The organism is Lacinutrix sp. 5H-3-7-4, assembly GCF_000211855.2.
In the GTDB taxonomy this organism is placed as follows: domain Bacteria; phylum Bacteroidota; class Bacteroidia; order Flavobacteriales; family Flavobacteriaceae; genus Lacinutrix.
Genome location: NC_015638.1, coordinates 3,176,312 through 3,191,100, shown reverse-complemented (window position 1 = coordinate 3,191,100; position 14,789 = coordinate 3,176,312). Strand labels below are relative to the sequence as shown.

General features: G+C 32.1%; 14 protein-coding genes. 2 read left to right on the top strand and 12 right to left on the bottom strand.

The window, feature by feature from the left end; genetic code table 11:
- Positions 1 to 63: 63 nt before the first annotated feature.
- From LACAL_RS15260 to recG, 10 genes are all read right to left on the bottom strand, one after another.
- The gene (locus tag LACAL_RS15260) at positions 64 to 312 is read right to left on the bottom strand and encodes a hypothetical protein (RefSeq protein ID WP_013871438.1); all 249 of its coding nucleotides are present in this window, start codon (positions 310 to 312) and stop codon (positions 64 to 66) included.
- A 289-nt stretch (positions 313 to 601) separates the two neighbouring features.
- Positions 602 to 1,402, bottom strand: coding sequence for a hypothetical protein (locus tag LACAL_RS14345; protein WP_237700994.1), 801 nt, complete (start codon positions 1,400 to 1,402; stop codon positions 602 to 604).
- A 78-nt stretch (positions 1,403 to 1,480) separates the two neighbouring features.
- Positions 1,481 to 1,729 (bottom strand): hypothetical protein, encoded by a 249-nt coding sequence (locus LACAL_RS15255; RefSeq protein ID WP_013871438.1) that lies wholly within the window; start codon positions 1,727 to 1,729, stop codon positions 1,481 to 1,483.
- A 307-nt stretch (positions 1,730 to 2,036) separates the two neighbouring features.
- Positions 2,037 to 2,534: a hypothetical protein gene (locus tag LACAL_RS14340; protein ID WP_013871483.1), complete on the bottom strand. Its 498-nt coding sequence runs from the start codon at positions 2,532 to 2,534 to the stop codon at positions 2,037 to 2,039.
- Between the two features lie 156 nt (positions 2,535 to 2,690).
- On the bottom strand, positions 2,691 to 3,494 hold the full coding sequence (locus LACAL_RS14335) for a hypothetical protein (RefSeq protein ID WP_013871482.1): 804 nt from the start codon (positions 3,492 to 3,494) through the stop codon (positions 2,691 to 2,693).
- A gap of 124 nt (positions 3,495 to 3,618) precedes the next feature.
- Complete coding sequence (locus LACAL_RS15250) at positions 3,619 to 3,867, bottom strand: hypothetical protein (RefSeq protein WP_013871438.1); 249 nt, start codon at positions 3,865 to 3,867, stop codon at positions 3,619 to 3,621.
- Between the two features lie 291 nt (positions 3,868 to 4,158).
- Positions 4,159 to 5,907 (bottom strand): FAD/NAD(P)-binding protein, encoded by a 1,749-nt coding sequence (locus LACAL_RS14330; RefSeq protein ID WP_013871481.1) that lies wholly within the window; start codon positions 5,905 to 5,907, stop codon positions 4,159 to 4,161.
- 32 nt (positions 5,908 to 5,939) lie between these two features.
- The gene (locus LACAL_RS14325) at positions 5,940 to 6,470 is read right to left on the bottom strand and encodes a CIA30 family protein (RefSeq protein ID WP_013871480.1); all 531 of its coding nucleotides are present in this window, start codon (positions 6,468 to 6,470) and stop codon (positions 5,940 to 5,942) included.
- Positions 6,471 to 6,554: 84 nt separating this feature from the next.
- Positions 6,555 to 7,136: a tRNA-(ms[2]io[6]A)-hydroxylase gene (locus tag LACAL_RS14320; protein WP_041302059.1), complete on the bottom strand. Its 582-nt coding sequence runs from the start codon at positions 7,134 to 7,136 to the stop codon at positions 6,555 to 6,557.
- A gap of 36 nt (positions 7,137 to 7,172) precedes the next feature.
- Entirely contained in the window at positions 7,173 to 9,275 is a 2,103-nt protein-coding gene (gene recG / locus LACAL_RS14315) for an ATP-dependent DNA helicase RecG (protein ID WP_013871478.1), read from the bottom strand.
- 158 nt (positions 9,276 to 9,433) lie between these two features.
- On the opposite strand from recG, the gene LACAL_RS14310 reads away from it, so the two are divergent.
- Entirely contained in the window at positions 9,434 to 11,494 is a 2,061-nt protein-coding gene (locus LACAL_RS14310; RefSeq protein ID WP_013871477.1) for a M1 family metallopeptidase, read from the top strand.
- A 46-nt stretch (positions 11,495 to 11,540) separates the two neighbouring features.
- On the top strand, positions 11,541 to 12,473 hold the full coding sequence (locus LACAL_RS14305; protein ID WP_013871476.1) for a patatin family protein: 933 nt from the start codon (positions 11,541 to 11,543) through the stop codon (positions 12,471 to 12,473).
- 51 nt (positions 12,474 to 12,524) lie between these two features.
- Here LACAL_RS14305 and LACAL_RS14300 read toward each other — a convergent pair whose 3' ends face one another.
- Together LACAL_RS14300 and LACAL_RS14295 are read right to left on the bottom strand one after the other, a co-directional pair.
- Positions 12,525 to 13,043 (bottom strand): hypothetical protein, encoded by a 519-nt coding sequence (locus LACAL_RS14300; protein ID WP_013871475.1) that lies wholly within the window; start codon positions 13,041 to 13,043, stop codon positions 12,525 to 12,527.
- A 79-nt stretch (positions 13,044 to 13,122) separates the two neighbouring features.
- Entirely contained in the window at positions 13,123 to 14,688 is a 1,566-nt protein-coding gene (locus LACAL_RS14295) for an FMN-binding glutamate synthase family protein (protein WP_013871474.1), read from the bottom strand.
- Positions 14,689 to 14,789 lie beyond the last annotated feature (101 nt).

Genomic DNA, 14,789 nt, shown 5'->3' with positions numbered 1-14,789 from the left:
TATGTATACGAGTCGTACCGACTCATATCCAAAACTAAAGATAGTTTAAATAAATAAATTAGACTATCTAAAATAAAAAGACATGTAAGGTATGACTTGTATACGGCGTTCTGATAAGTTTTTTACAGCACATTCAGCTTTTAAGCTGTAACCAAAAAAACGTAGTTTAACAAATCCAGTACCAGATATGCTATAGAAGCACTCGTGAGATCGTGTGTTATTACCTTTATACCTTGTATAAGGGTAGTTGCACACGTGATGATTTATAAGGCATAAGAGCTCTGTATATAAGATAGCATTTGACTTTCTCATTTTTTTTTGCTATCTTAACTTAAGTCTTTAATACGTTAACAACGTTTAGAAATGCATTTCTACGATGCCAATCGTTAAAGACTTGCAAGTAAATTAACTTGTATACATCCCGTCTATATTCCTTCTAAATCACGAACGATTCCGTATTATTTGTTAAATTAATTAGAACGGTCTCGGCTATGATTTCGTTGCGGAAAAATCCGCAGGATTCTTTCCGCCGTAGCCGAAAGATAGCAAATAAGCGTTGAATTCCGATTAGGAATTCAACCGCAATAAATTATAGCCATTGTTACCTGCAGTTTTTTAATTCCGTTATTATTTTTTCAGTTCTATTTCCACCAACAATACAGCCAGAACAAGTTTCAGTCAGCATTGGTTTTGTTTTTAATTCCTCAATTCGAGTTTCAATCGATTTCTTTTGAGCATCACCAAATTCAGTCAGATTACAATAATAAAATTCAATTGCCATTAATCGAGTTGCTGGATTTTTGCTGTATAGTAAATACTCACAATTTTCACTTTTTATTAATCCATCAAACACTTTTCTGTTGTTCATTAAGCTCATTCCATAACCACAGTAATCACCAAAAGTTATTCCAATAAATGGACTCATTATTTCGTTCAGGTTGTTATTATTCCGTTTTTCTATTCCAGTTAACGGTTCGGTTGAGTTGTCAATTCCGAAATAGATTGGTTCCACTTTATAATCGTCATTAACTTTGAAAAGAGTAGATAGCTTTTCCTTGTAAAGCTTTTTTAGTCTCTTTGATTTATTCGGAATGCGTGTTGTTAGTTGATAAGAAACAATTTCGTTTTTGTAATACAAAATCTGATAATTAACTGTCATACTCCCAAGACCTTTTCCACTTTGTTTTAATTGATAGCCAAAGCCTAAATTTTCGCGTCTCTCGTTTTTGACTTCCAAAGTTTTCATTAATTCCTCTGTCGATGTTTCATACGCTTTTTTCAATTCCGTTACGAAAGCTGTATCAACTCGAACATAATATTTTTCCACTTCCGTTTTTTGAGAAAATGAAAAGTTCCAAATTCCTAAAGTCAGTAAAATTGATATGTAGATTGCTTTTTTCAAATTGCAGGTAACGTTTATGTATACGAGTCGTACCGACTCATATCCAAAACTAAAGATAGTTTAAATAAATAAATTAGACTATCTAAAATAAAAAGACATGTAAGGTATGACTTGTATACGGCGTTCTGATAAGTTTTTTACAGCACATTCAGCTTTTAAGCTGTAACCAAAAAAACGTAGTTTAACAAATCCAGTACCAGATATGCTATAGAAGCACTCGTGAGATCGTGTGTTATTACCTTTATACCTTGTATAAGGGTAGTTGCACACGTGATGATTTATAAGGCATAAGAGCTCTGTATATAAGATAGCATTTGACTTTCTCATTTTTTTTTGCTATCTTAACTTAAGTCTTTAATACGTTAACAACGTTTAGAAATGCATTTCTACGATGCCAATCGTTAAAGACTTGCAAGTAAATTAACTTGTATACATCCCGTCTATATTCCTTCTAAATCACGAACGATTCCGTATTATTTGTTAAATTAATTAGAACGGTCTCGTATAACCGTCAGTTACGGGTTAATATGCGTTAATTTTCGGTTAAGAACTGGCGTTAGCAATTCCGAGTGGATTCGGACGTAGTCGAATCCGCCGTAATTGCGGTTATACATTGTTAGCCACTGGCTTTTATTCAGTTCCATATTTCTTTAATTCTGTCAATCCAATTTTTTTTAGTTTGTTCTGTTTTCATTCTCAACTTTTTAATCGGATTAAAGTCAACTTCGTAAGCGGTTTCAATAATTCGCTTTTTTGGTTTATAAATTTTCCCATTTTCGTCCTCAATAAATGGATAGCAATAAACTGTATTTTTAAATCTCGGATTGTCAATTGGTATTTCAAATTTCATAACAGCCTTTTTAATAAAGTCCATTTCAAATCCGTTATTCGATAGTTCCTTTTCAAGTATTCCACGCAATTTTTTCAAATCCGCTTTTAATGGTCTGATATCCGTTTCTACAGGTTCAATTCCGCTATTCAGAATGTCAATTTTAATTTCTTTTACATTTTTGTCACGAGCTATGAAATTCAACCAGTCAGCCATATATCCACCATCATAGTATCCGAGTGTACTCAAGTAACTCAACGCTAAATTTCCTGGTATTCCATTTAAGTTTCTCGTTTTTCCCATCGTTGGTTTTAGCTTGTGGCTAACGTGTTTGTATAAGATTAGTTGCGTGGTTTAAGCACTAAAGTTAGCAAATAAATCACAGATAGAAAGTCCGCGAGGACTTTCGTAAATAGGCTATAACTAGCAATTAATTTTATACGGTGTTGTGCGTAGGTTTTATTTATTTAGGCATTTTAAATATTCGCTCAATTTCTGTCCATTTTTAATTTCGCCATCATAAATATATAATCTGTTATCTGTTATTTTGTTTTCAATTATTAAATCAATTTCCGCTTGAGTTAGTTCAATAAATGCTGAATAAACATAACCTCTACCACTTTTATTTACTTTAGTGTCTAATTTTGCATTTGGTCGTTCAATTTTTTTTCCGTTTTCTAAAAGTAAGATTAAACCTTTTTTAGCAACGTTTAATGTCGAACCAATTTCATTTACAGACATATAGATTTTAGAAGAACCATCTTTGGTTACTTTCATAAATGAAATTCCCTCCGAATAATCAGTCATACTTGTAGTTTTTCCGTCAAACTTGTCGGTTTTAGTTTTAATTGTTTTACAATAAAAATCTTCGGGTAAGTCCAAACCTCCAATTACCTCAAATGGAAAAGAATGTTCATATTTTGGGTCATAATCAAAATAGATAATTCCAGTTTCAGCATTTTCTATTTTGAGTTTATATTTTTCAGTTCCGATTATGTTTTTATATGGTTCAGCAGATAAAACTTTAAATATTTTTCCGACTAATCCTGCATACTTTGAATTATAACTTTCACAACAGTCATATTTCTTTTTCATTTTGTCGTTTTTGTAAAAATGGTCATATCCATATTTCTGTAAACTTTCATCTTTTTCTTTAACTTTAATTTCTTTATCTAATAATAAATTGACATCATTTCCTGGGAAATTCTGTCCGAATGAAAGGTTAGAAATTAGAATAACTGTCAGTAGTAAAATTTTCTTCATTTTGTTTTCGGTTTATATTTTCGTTTTTTTAGGTTTGAGTGAGCAACTTACGCACAACGTTTATGTATACGAGTCGTACCGACTCATATCCAAAACTAAAGATAGTTTAAATAAATAAATTAGACTATCTAAAATAAAAAGACATGTAAGGTATGACTTGTATACGGCGTTCTGATAAGTTTTTTACAGCACATTCAGCTTTTAAGCTGTAACCAAAAAAACGTAGTTTAACAAATCCAGTACCAGATATGCTATAGAAGCACTCGTGAGATCGTGTGTTATTACCTTTATACCTTGTATAAGGGTAGTTGCACACGTGATGATTTATAAGGCATAAGAGCTCTGTATATAAGATAGCATTTGACTTTCTCATTTTTTTTTGCTATCTTAACTTAAGTCTTTAATACGTTAACAACGTTTAGAAATGCATTTCTACGATGCCAATCGTTAAAGACTTGCAAGTAAATTAACTTGTATACATCCCGTCTATATTCCTTCTAAATCACGAACGATTCCGTATTATTTGTTAAATTAATTAGAACTATTATATATACCAAACATAATCATTTTTGTACCGGTTAGCAAACAAATTTGGTGGTATATACCAACTTTTATTAAAGTTTGTATATATTTTATTTTTGGCAGGTTATCGCAACTTTTTAGTTTAATTTTTATCGTGAATACGCTCAACCACACCATTTGCCCAATCTTTAATTCTAGGTCCAAAACATTCTAAAATAGCATCTACACCAACAACACTACCTTTTGCAAGCCTACCTAAAACGGCTAGATTAAGAGTTTGTTTTTTGTTTTTAGAAATTACTAATCCGTTAGGTTTAGTTTCTACACCTAATTTACTATGTATAGCTTGTATTAAATTGTCGCTTAATAAATTTGTTACAATTGGAGCGATTACTTTTTCAATTTTAGGGCTGTCTAAAACCGCATTAATCATAGTGTCTACTATAATCTCTTGGTTGTGTTTTTGCAGTTTCCAACCGTTTTCTTTTAAAGCAATTTCTGGATTGTTTACAAAGTTTAAATTTAGAGTGCCTTGATAGGTTAAAGCTAAAAGTTGTTGTAAGCTTTCTATTGGCGGTCCAAAGGCGTAACGTTTCATGCGTTCGTCTAGCGCAATAACTTGGTCTATAACTTGGTCTTTTAATTTAGAGTGCGACATCATAGCGTATAAAGTAGGTTCGCAGTGTCGCCAAACTTGACCTAGACAATAATCTAAACTTATAGGTTTTGTGGCGGTTGCCATGTCTACATAAGCTTGAATAATTACTTCTGGTGCGTTATCATGCGATAGTAGCAGCTCATGTGTATAACTATCGTCTTTTAAATACGCTTCAATTATTGATTTTAAAGCGTTTTCTGTAAAATTATGTTGGTAAGCGTGGTTCCCTAATAGCATATACTGGTGTGCAACAACCGTTGCAATGGCTTCAATTAAAAATGTATTACCATTACTGTACGATTCATTATCTCTAATTTGAAGTAATTCTGACTTAAAACTTAAAATTTTAGAAGCACTTGGTGTAAATAATGCGTCTATTTTAGAGTTTAAAGGTTTGCTTGCCATTGGTAAACCATCTAAAGAAAAAGGAATAAGTTTTAATTCGCTTTCTCCTCGATGATATTTCATTTTATGAGTTTCTGTATTAACCACTTCAAAATGGCCGCCATTTGCTTTAGTTAAAGCTCTAATAACATCTATAGTTGCTAGACCAAAACCTCTAAGGCCTACGTTATGCGCTTCGGTTTTATAATCTATAGCAAGTAAATTTTCTATTGGGTACGATTTTAAAAAGAGGTTTACATCACTATTTCCTTTGGCATATTTTAACCAGTCTTTAAGCTGTTGCGAGCATTTAGTTTCTTGGTGACCAATAGTTAGCACAACGTCGTCTGCATTATAGGTATTGCCATTTTTTGCAGTAATTGTAAAACACGGATTGTTGTTTTCAACCTCTATAACTTCAGTATTAAAAACAGATAAAATATCGTGCTCTTCTAGCGTTTTTGCAATAGAGTTGTAGCGTGCTTTTAAATATTTTCCTATTTCCGATCGTTTTGGGAAGACTTCATGTTTGTTATTTATAATGTCGTCTTTACTTTTTCCTGTCCAATCATGGTAAGATTGAAAACCTTCAATTTTAAAATGCTTAAAATCTAATGCAGGTCTTTGGTCTATAGTTAATGCACGTTCCGAAATATTTAACCAGTTAGTATCTGGTTGGTTTAAATTGTAAATTGAACCACAGCCTAATTGCGACGATTTTTCGAAAATTATAACCTTTGGAAGTGATTTAAACTCGGCTTTTGCTAAAGCAATCATTAAATTTTCTAATGCTGAAAGACCTCTTGGTCCACATCCAATTATAGCAATGGTTTGTATGGGTTGGTTCATTTTTAGTTTTTAAAATTTTCACACTGAAAGATTTACTGTAAACTAATACTTTCTATAAGTAGTTTAAAATGTTCTTCTTTTTTATTGCCAATTAAAAATGCAAGTTCTTCTATTGAAGGTTTATCAAAATTTGGAATATCTAGCGTTTTACCTCGAAAAGTGGGATACATAGCATTTAAATCGATACTTATAGTTTGCCATTCGCCAGTGGTAGTAAATGGTTTTATGTACGAATGCCTATCGTTAGTATTTGCTTTTATTCTAAGTTGGTAGGTTTTGCCATCACCTTTTAATTTTACTATAATTTTAGAAGTTGCTTTAATCGCTATGGTTTTCATGTTATAGCGTACAGAAGAAAAGCCACCATTATTTTCTAAAGATATTTTACCGCTAAACTCACCGTAACCATCATTGTTTAATGAAAAGGTTCCGTTAGATTTTCCGCCCATTACAATATCGTCCACAATACGCCAGTTAGAAATGTTAGCGTTTTTAGAAAATGTAAAAATAGGAGTAGTGCTCATTATTGTAAATAAGGTTAAAATAGTAGCTAATAATTTCATAGCGTGTTTTTACCAAATTTACATGTTATGATTGTTTTTCTATCTCAAAAAAAAGTTAAAAGGTTTAGTAGGAATTAAAGCGGTTTAGCCGTGAATGGTTTCGCTTTTACCGTAGCTTTTAATTAATTCGCCTTCGAATGCTACAAGCTCTTTCCAGCGTTTATCTACATCAATGCCTTTGCCATATTTTCTTGCAAAGGTTATAAATGTAGTGTAATGTCCAGCTTCGCTAATCATTAAATCGTGGTAAAATTTAGATAGTTCTTTGTCTTTTATACGTTTCGATAAAAGTTTAAAACGTTCGCAACTACGTGCTTCTATCATTGCAGAAAATAATAAGCGATCGACAAAGCTTTGTTGTCTGCTTCCGCCTTTATTCATAAACTTATACAATTGGTTTACGTAATGGTCTTTACGCTCACGACCTAAAGTGTAGCCGCGTTTTTTAATAATATCGTGAACCATCTGGAAATGCTCCAATTCTTCTTGAGCTAATTTTATAAGCTCTGTTACCAACTCTTCATGTTCACTATTGTTGGTGATTATTGTTATAGCGTTTGTAGCTGCTTTTTGTTCGCACCAAGCATGATCGGTTAAAATTTCTTCAATATTACTTTCTACAATGGTTACCCAACGTGGATCGGTTTCTAGTTTTAAGTGAAGCATGCTCATAATGTACTGTTTTTTGGCAAAGGTATTGTATTAGCTAATATAATTCCAAATATTCTTGTACTTACTCATTTGCCTGTATGTTTCTAGAATTACAGCATTTTCTGGGTGGCCAAGCGATGGATCTTTTTCTAAAACCTTTTTTGCGTAATATCTAGCGTGTTGTAAAATGTCGTTGTCTTTTACAATATCTGCAATTCTAAGATTTAATATACCGCTTTGTTGTGTTCCCATAATATCTCCAGGACCACGAAGTTTTAAATCTACTTCGGCAATTTCAAAACCATCATTAGTTCTTACCATGGTTTCAATGCGTTTTTTACTGTTTTCTGAGAGTTTATGGCTCGTCATTAAAATGCAATAACTTTGCTCTGCACCACGACCAACACGACCACGTAATTGGTGTAATTGTGAAAGCCCAAAACGCTCTGCGCTTTCAATAATCATTACCGATGCATTTGGCACATTTACGCCAACTTCAATTACAGTTGTTGCTACCATAATTTGTGTTTGACCTTTTATAAATCTTTGCATTTCGAACTCCTTATCTGCAGGTTTCATTTTGCCATGAACAATAGAAATTTGAAACTCTGGAGCAGGAAAATCTCGAGCAATACTTTCGTAGCCATCCATTAAATCTTTGTAGTCCATTTGAGCACTTTCTTGTATCAATGGATAGACAATATAAACCTGTCTTTTTTTCTTGATTTCAGATCGTAAAAACTGAAAAACTTTTAGCCTATTTGAGTCGTATCTATGAACCGTTTTTATGGTCTTTCTTCCGGGTGGTAATTCGTCTATAATTGAGATGTCTAAATCGCCATAAACCGACATGGCTAATGTTCGCGGAATTGGAGTTGCAGTCATCACCAAAACGTGAGGAGGAAAGGTGTTTTTTTTCCATAATTTAGAACGTTGTTTTACTCCAAATCGATGTTGCTCATCTATAATTGCCAGTCCTAAATTTTTAAATTTTACTTTATCTTCTAGTAAAGCATGTGTGCCAATTAAGATGTCTAATTCGCCATTTTCTAGCATGTCGTGTATTTCACGACGCTCTAAAGTTTTACTTGAACCTGTAAGTAATTTTATACTGATATTCAATTCTTTACACAAGTCAACCAAACCGTTATAGTGCTGGACTGACAAAATTTCAGTTGGCGCCATTAAACAGGCTTGAAAACCATTGTCAAGCGCCATTAACATTGACATTAGTGCAACAATTGTTTTTCCAGAACCAACATCGCCTTGTAAAAGTCGGTTCATTTGTGCATTACTACCTAAATCTGCCCTAATTTCTTTAAGTACTCGTTTTTGTGCACCAGTTAATTCAAACGGTAAATGGTGTTTAAAAAAGGTATTAAAAAGTGCTCCAACGTTTTCAAAAGGAAAGCCTTTTATTTTAGATTTATGAATTAAATTTTTTAAAATTAATTGTAATTGTATGTAAAATAATTCTTCAAATTTTAGTCTAAATTGTGCCTTAAAAAGTAGCTCTGGACTCTTAGGGAAATGGATGTTAAAAAGGGCTTCAGATTTAGAAATTATTTTAAGATTTTCGAGGATGTTTTTCGAGAGCGTTTCAACAAATTTCCCACCCGTTTCTATAAACAGATTTTGCATGATTTTCATCATCATTCTGTTAGTGATTCCTTTGTTAGAAAGTTTCTCTGTCGAAGGATAAATGGGTTGCATTGTAGAGCGTAAATTTTGCTCGTGTTCTGTCTTTAATTCTATGTCTGGATGTGGCATGTTAAACTTGCCTCCAAACAAATTTGTTTTGCCAAAAATCACGTAAGGCACATTTTTTTTTAGCGATTCACGAATCCATTTTTGACCTCGAAACCAAACCAATTCCATGGTGCCAGTTTCGTCTTGAAAAGTAGCTACTAATCGTTTGCCTCTTTTTTGTGCGACTTCCTTAAAACTTGTAATTTTTCCTATAATTTGTACTTCGGCCGTACTTGGGTTTAACTGGTTAATTTTATAGTATTTTGTACGGTCTAAATAGCGATTTGGAAATAGATTTATTAAATCTTGGTAAGTGTGTATGCCAAGTTCTTTGCGAAGCAAATCGGCACGATTTGGTCCAACACCTTTTAAGTAGTCTATAGGAGTTTGTAGGTTAGTTGCCATTAGAAAACGAAATTAAGGTATTTCTATTTAAAGTGAAAGTATTATTTATGTGCTGTATTTAAGCTCATGTTTTAAAATTTAAGTTTTTATTGTGTTTTGCAATTTATGTAGAAATGCTAAAAATTGTATTTTGGTCGCATCCTTATAAAATACTATCCATGAAACAGTTCCTATACATAATAATTGCGTTAATATTTTTTTCCGCGGAAGCGCAACAAACAGAATATGTAGATTTCAAGACTGCTAAGGCTTCTTTGTATGTAGATTTAGAGAAAAAGGAAGTTATTGGTACTATAATTTATACTTTTGATATTTTAAAAAAAACAGATTCTATTTTTTTAGATTCTAATAATATAGATTTTGATATAGTTTATTATAATGATTTAGAATATTTAATTAATTTACCAAATGCAGAAAAGTTTGATGGTACTATTAGAGGAGATTTTGAACCTTCAAAGGATAATGTCCTTACATTAAAGTATCATGTAAAGCCACAACAGGCTTTATATTTTATTGAAAAGAATGAAGGTATACAGGTTTGGACGCAAGGTCAAGGGAAATATACAAGTAACTGGCTGCCTAGTTTAGACGATACTAACGATAAAATAGAATTTGATTTGACAATTATAGTCGATTCTTCTTATAAAGTTATTTCTAATGGAAAATTATTAAAGGTTGATAAATCTAAAGGTTTTAATACTTGGCATTACAACATGCAAAAACCTATGCCTAGTTATCTTGTAGCATTAGCTATTGGTAAATACAATAAAAAGGAAATAACCTCTAAAAGCGGCGTGCCGATTGCGCTGTATTATTATCCTGAAGATTCGGCTAAAGTTGAGCCAACATACCGCTACACAAAGCAAATGTTCGATTTCTTGGAAGAAGAAATTGGTGTAGCTTATCCTTGGCAAAACTACAAACAAGTACCAGTAAAAGACTTTTTGTATTCTGGTATGGAAAACACAACACTTACTATTTTTAGCGATGATTTTATGATTGATGAAACTTCGTTTGTAGATAAAAACTACGTAAACGTAAATGCTCACGAGCTTGCACACCAATGGTTTGGCGATTATATTACAGCCACAGAAGGAAAACACCATTGGCTTCAAGAAGGTTTTGCTACTTATTATGCCTTATTAGCAGAACGAGATATTTTTGGTGATGACTATTACTACAATACACTTTATGAATACGCAAAAGAGTTAATAAACCAACAAGTAAAAGATGAAGCCACACCTTTATTAGACCCAAAATCAAGTAGTGTTACCTTTTATAAAAAAGGCGCTTGGGCTTTGCATATTTTAAAAGAGAAAATAGGAGAGAAGGCATTTAAAACCGCTGTAAAAAACTATTTAAATAAATATGCGTTTAAAAATGTAAACACAGATAATTTTTTAACTGAAGTTGAAAAAGTTTCTGGACAGAATTTAGATGCTTTTAAAAAAGAGTGGTTACTGTCTAAAGATTTGCCAATTGCTAAAATGAGAACAACTCTAAAAAAGAATGAAAGTATTGCTTTTTTAGAAACTATTGAAGATGCAGATTATTTAAAATACAGAACAGACGAAAACGGTTACATACCATCAAGTCTAGTTATGGAATTACCAAAAGGGTATTATACTGAAAGAATAGCGGTTTTAAATGAAGCGCTAAAGAAGCCAGATTATCCTACTTATAAAGAGTTAATTCAAGAGGCTTTTAACTCTAACGAAATAAAAGTAAGACAACTATTAGCAAATAGAATGCCTGAAGGATTTAAAAAAGAAAATGAATCGTTATTACAAGACGCTTCTTACCTTACAAAAGAGCTTGCTTTAATAAATTTATGGAACAACTATCCTTACGATAGGTCTAAATATTTAGAAGCAACTAAAGATGTTATTGGTTTCAATAATAAAAATGTAAGATGCTTGTGGTTAACTTTAGCGCTTGTAACAAAAGAATATAACCCAAGGTTAAACACAATATATATTAATGAATTAACAGGTTATACTTCGCCAGAATATGGATTCCAAACTCGCGAAAATGCATTTAATTATATAAATAAGCTTCAAATATTTAATGTTGATTCGTTGTTAAATTTAATAGACGCTACATCGCATCATAACTGGCGATTTAAGAGTTTTGCTAGAGATTTATTGAAATCATTAAGCGAAGATGAAAAATATAAAGAGATAATTGTTAATTTGCAGGAGCAATTAAAAGAAAAGTAATTATTCTAATATTGCAACTAAACAATAACTAACTCAACAACTAATATTGAAAGCATTAGTAATTTCTGGTGGCGGAAGTAAAGGCGCATTTGCGGGTGGCGTAGCTCAATATCTTATAGAACAGGAAGGAAAAGAGTACGACATGTTTTTAGGAACCTCTACGGGAAGCTTACTTATTCCTTATTTGGCCACAGAAAATCTTGGTAAACTCTACGATATTTTTACACACGTAAACCAACATTCTATTTTTAGTATCAACCCTTTTGTTGTAAAAAAGAAAAAAGGTAGAGAATATGTGTCTATTAATTATTTTAATACCATGCTTCAGTTTATAAAAAAACGAAGAACATTTGGTGAAAGTAAAGCGCTAAGACGAAATATTAAAAAAAACTTTACCGAAGCAGAGTTTAATCAAATTAGAGCAACTAAAGAAGATGTTGTTGTAACAGTAGCTAACCTATCTAAAAACCGAACAGAATATAAATCTATAAACGATTTTGAATATGAAGAGTTTTGCGATTGGATTTGGATTTCATGCAACTACATTCCATTTATGTCTCTAGTAAAGAAAAATGGTTTTGAGTATGCTGATGGTGGTTTGGGTTGTGTTGTACCAATAAGAGAAGCTATTAATAGAGGTGCAACAGAAATTGACGCTATTATTCTTGAAAGTGAAAACCTAGAATACAATAAAGTATTAGGTAAAAATCCCTTTTCACTTATGATTAATCTTTTTGGCCATTTGCTTGATCAAGTAGAGCGAGGAGATATTACAATTGGAAAACTAGCAGCATTGCATAAAAATGTAACACTTAACTTATACTACACACCAACAAAATTGACAGAGAACTCGTTAATTTTTAATAAAGGATTAATGGAAAAATGGTGGATGGAAGGTTTTCTTTACGCTCAAGAAAAACATGGTGATAATAACCCTAATAGTTCTACAGTACCTATAAAACCTATAGAAGATGAATAAAAAAAAGCGATATCTAATTTAGATATCGCTTTTTTTACAAAGTATTATAACTTACCAAAGTTCGCTAACTTCTTTTTTAATATAAGAAAGTCCTGCGTTACTTGGTGCAGCTTTATCCATCATTTCTGTAATAATTGCCTCTCTAAGTTTTTCGGCCGAATCAATTTTATCGCTCATACTTATTTTTCTAATAAGTTGAATTGTAGCACTTTTTGATGCATTAATAACACTCCAGCAATTATCGCTAACATATATTTGTTGCGCTAAATTGTGATCGAACTCCTGTTCTATATTATTTATCAATAACATTTCGTAATCATTTTTATTTGAAGATACAGGATGAACTCGTAAAATCAATCGGTTAGGATTAATACGCTCTAAGAATAGAGATAACCTTTCGTAAGCTTGTAGACGTTGTGGTAGAGATTCTTTTTGTAATTGTTTGTGAATTAAAAACTTACGTCTATCATCTTCATTTTGTATATGTTCTCTAAAAAATAAAAATGCTACAGAACCAACAATAAGTGAAGGTACAGCGTACATTAAAAGGTTTAATAATTGGTCTTCCATTAAAGTGTATTTTAGTTATTAAACAAACTTAATATGTTTAAAAATGTTGTACAAGTAAATTGAAACTACATTTAAAAGTTTATTGTGTTGGTTTTTTATAACCACCTAAATGCTCACAATCTTTTAAAGTCTGCATACCGTTAAAAGGTACAGGTGTTTTATTATATTGATATGTAGTACTTAATTGGGCAGATAGATTATGGTCGTCAATATTCATTTCAATGTCATCCATTTTAAACTGGCATGGATGCTCATAACCTGCAGCATGAGTAATTTCTAAAAACTCTTTTCTAAAAGATTTAAAATACTGTCCTGCACGTTCAGATTTTAAAGGTACGTCTATACCACGTTGTAACCATTTGTTTTGCGTCGCAACACCGCTAGGACATTTGTTTGTATGGCATACTTGAGCTTGTATGCAACCAATACTCATCATGGCTTCTCGGGCAACATTTATAACGTCTACACCCATAGAAAAAGCCATTGCTGCTTTTCCTGGGAATCCTAATTTACCACTACCAATAAATACGACTTGTTTTTCTAGTCCTTTTCTTTGAAATAATTTATAAAGGTCTCCAAATCCATATACCCATGGTAAACTAACATGATCAGCAAAACTTGGAGGTGCAGCACCAGTGCCACCTTCGCCACCATCAACAGTAATAAAATCTGGTCCTTTACCTGTTTTTACCATAATGTCTGTAAGTTCTTCCCATTGTTCTAATTTTCCAATGGCAGCTTTAATACCTACAGGTAAACCTGTTTCTTTGGCTATTGCTTCAATAAAATCTACCATTTCTGGTAAAGTATCAAATGCTTTATGTGTTGGAGGAGATAAAACATCTTTACCTACAACCACGCCTCGAATACCTGCAATTTCTTGAGTGATTTTTGCACCAGGTAAAACACCACCTTTTCCTGGTTTAGCTCCTTGAGAAAGTTTTAACTCTATGGCACGAATGAAAGGGTTGTTTTCAACTAATTTTTTCATTTTCTCCATAGAAAAATTTCCATCTTCTGCGCGAACACCAAAATAACCAGTTCCAAAATGAAAAACAACATCGCTTCCATTGCTGTGGTAAGGAGATAAGCCACCTTCACCAGTATTGTGATAAGCACCAGCAATTTTACAACCTTTATTTAAAGAGTCTACAGCTCTTGCAGATAGAGAACCAAAACTCATAGCAGAAACATTAATTATAGATGCAGGCCTATATGGTCGTCTTCTTTTGTTGTGGGCTCCAATAACTTTAGCGCAAGGTAAAAAATCTGTATTGGTAGCATTAATATGGTTATCATTCACCTTAAAAGGTATCATGGCATTATTAACAAAAATATGTTGATGAGCATAAATATCACGGTCTGTACCAAATCCTTCGTAATTATTTTCGTTTTTAGAAGATGCATATATCCAACTACGCTCTATACGATTAAATGGTAATTCTTCTCTATTATTAGCAACAAAATATTGTCTAATTTCTGGACCAATACTTTCAAACCAATAGCGTAAATGTCCAACAATTGGAAAGTTATGACTTATGGTGTGTTTTTTTTGAAAAATATCTCGAATAGCAATTATTATTAAAACAATTAAAATCCACATCCACCATGATATGTTTGAAATAAAATTTAAAAATGTATTCATATTTAAAGAAAGAATTTTCTCAAAAATAAGAATTAAAGCTGTAACATTTTAAATGAAAAAAAGAAAACCGATTCCAATAAAATTGAAAACGGCTTTCTTAT

What these genes read in the sequence shown, in the direction of transcription:
- LACAL_RS14330 (WP_013871481.1), bottom strand. Translation starts at nt 5,907, where the DNA reads ATGAACCAACCCATACAAACCATTGCTATAATTGGATGTGGACCAAGA.
- LACAL_RS15255 (WP_013871438.1), bottom strand. Translation starts at nt 1,729, where the DNA reads ATGAGAAAGTCAAATGCTATCTTATATACAGAGCTCTTATGCCTTATA.
- LACAL_RS14325 (WP_013871480.1), bottom strand. Translation starts at nt 6,470, where the DNA reads ATGAAATTATTAGCTACTATTTTAACCTTATTTACAATAATGAGCACT.
- LACAL_RS14310 (WP_013871477.1), top strand. Translation starts at nt 9,434, where the DNA reads ATGAAACAGTTCCTATACATAATAATTGCGTTAATATTTTTTTCCGCG.
- LACAL_RS15260 (WP_013871438.1), bottom strand. Translation starts at nt 312, where the DNA reads ATGAGAAAGTCAAATGCTATCTTATATACAGAGCTCTTATGCCTTATA.
- LACAL_RS14335 (WP_013871482.1), bottom strand. Translation starts at nt 3,494, where the DNA reads ATGAAGAAAATTTTACTACTGACAGTTATTCTAATTTCTAACCTTTCA.
- LACAL_RS14340 (WP_013871483.1), bottom strand. Translation starts at nt 2,534, where the DNA reads ATGGGAAAAACGAGAAACTTAAATGGAATACCAGGAAATTTAGCGTTG.
- recG (WP_013871478.1), bottom strand. Translation starts at nt 9,275, where the DNA reads ATGGCAACTAACCTACAAACTCCTATAGACTACTTAAAAGGTGTTGGA.
- LACAL_RS14300 (WP_013871475.1), bottom strand. Translation starts at nt 13,043, where the DNA reads ATGGAAGACCAATTATTAAACCTTTTAATGTACGCTGTACCTTCACTT.
- LACAL_RS15250 (WP_013871438.1), bottom strand. Translation starts at nt 3,867, where the DNA reads ATGAGAAAGTCAAATGCTATCTTATATACAGAGCTCTTATGCCTTATA.
- LACAL_RS14320 (WP_041302059.1), bottom strand. Translation starts at nt 7,136, where the DNA reads ATGCTTCACTTAAAACTAGAAACCGATCCACGTTGGGTAACCATTGTA.
- LACAL_RS14295 (WP_013871474.1), bottom strand. Translation starts at nt 14,688, where the DNA reads ATGAATACATTTTTAAATTTTATTTCAAACATATCATGGTGGATGTGG.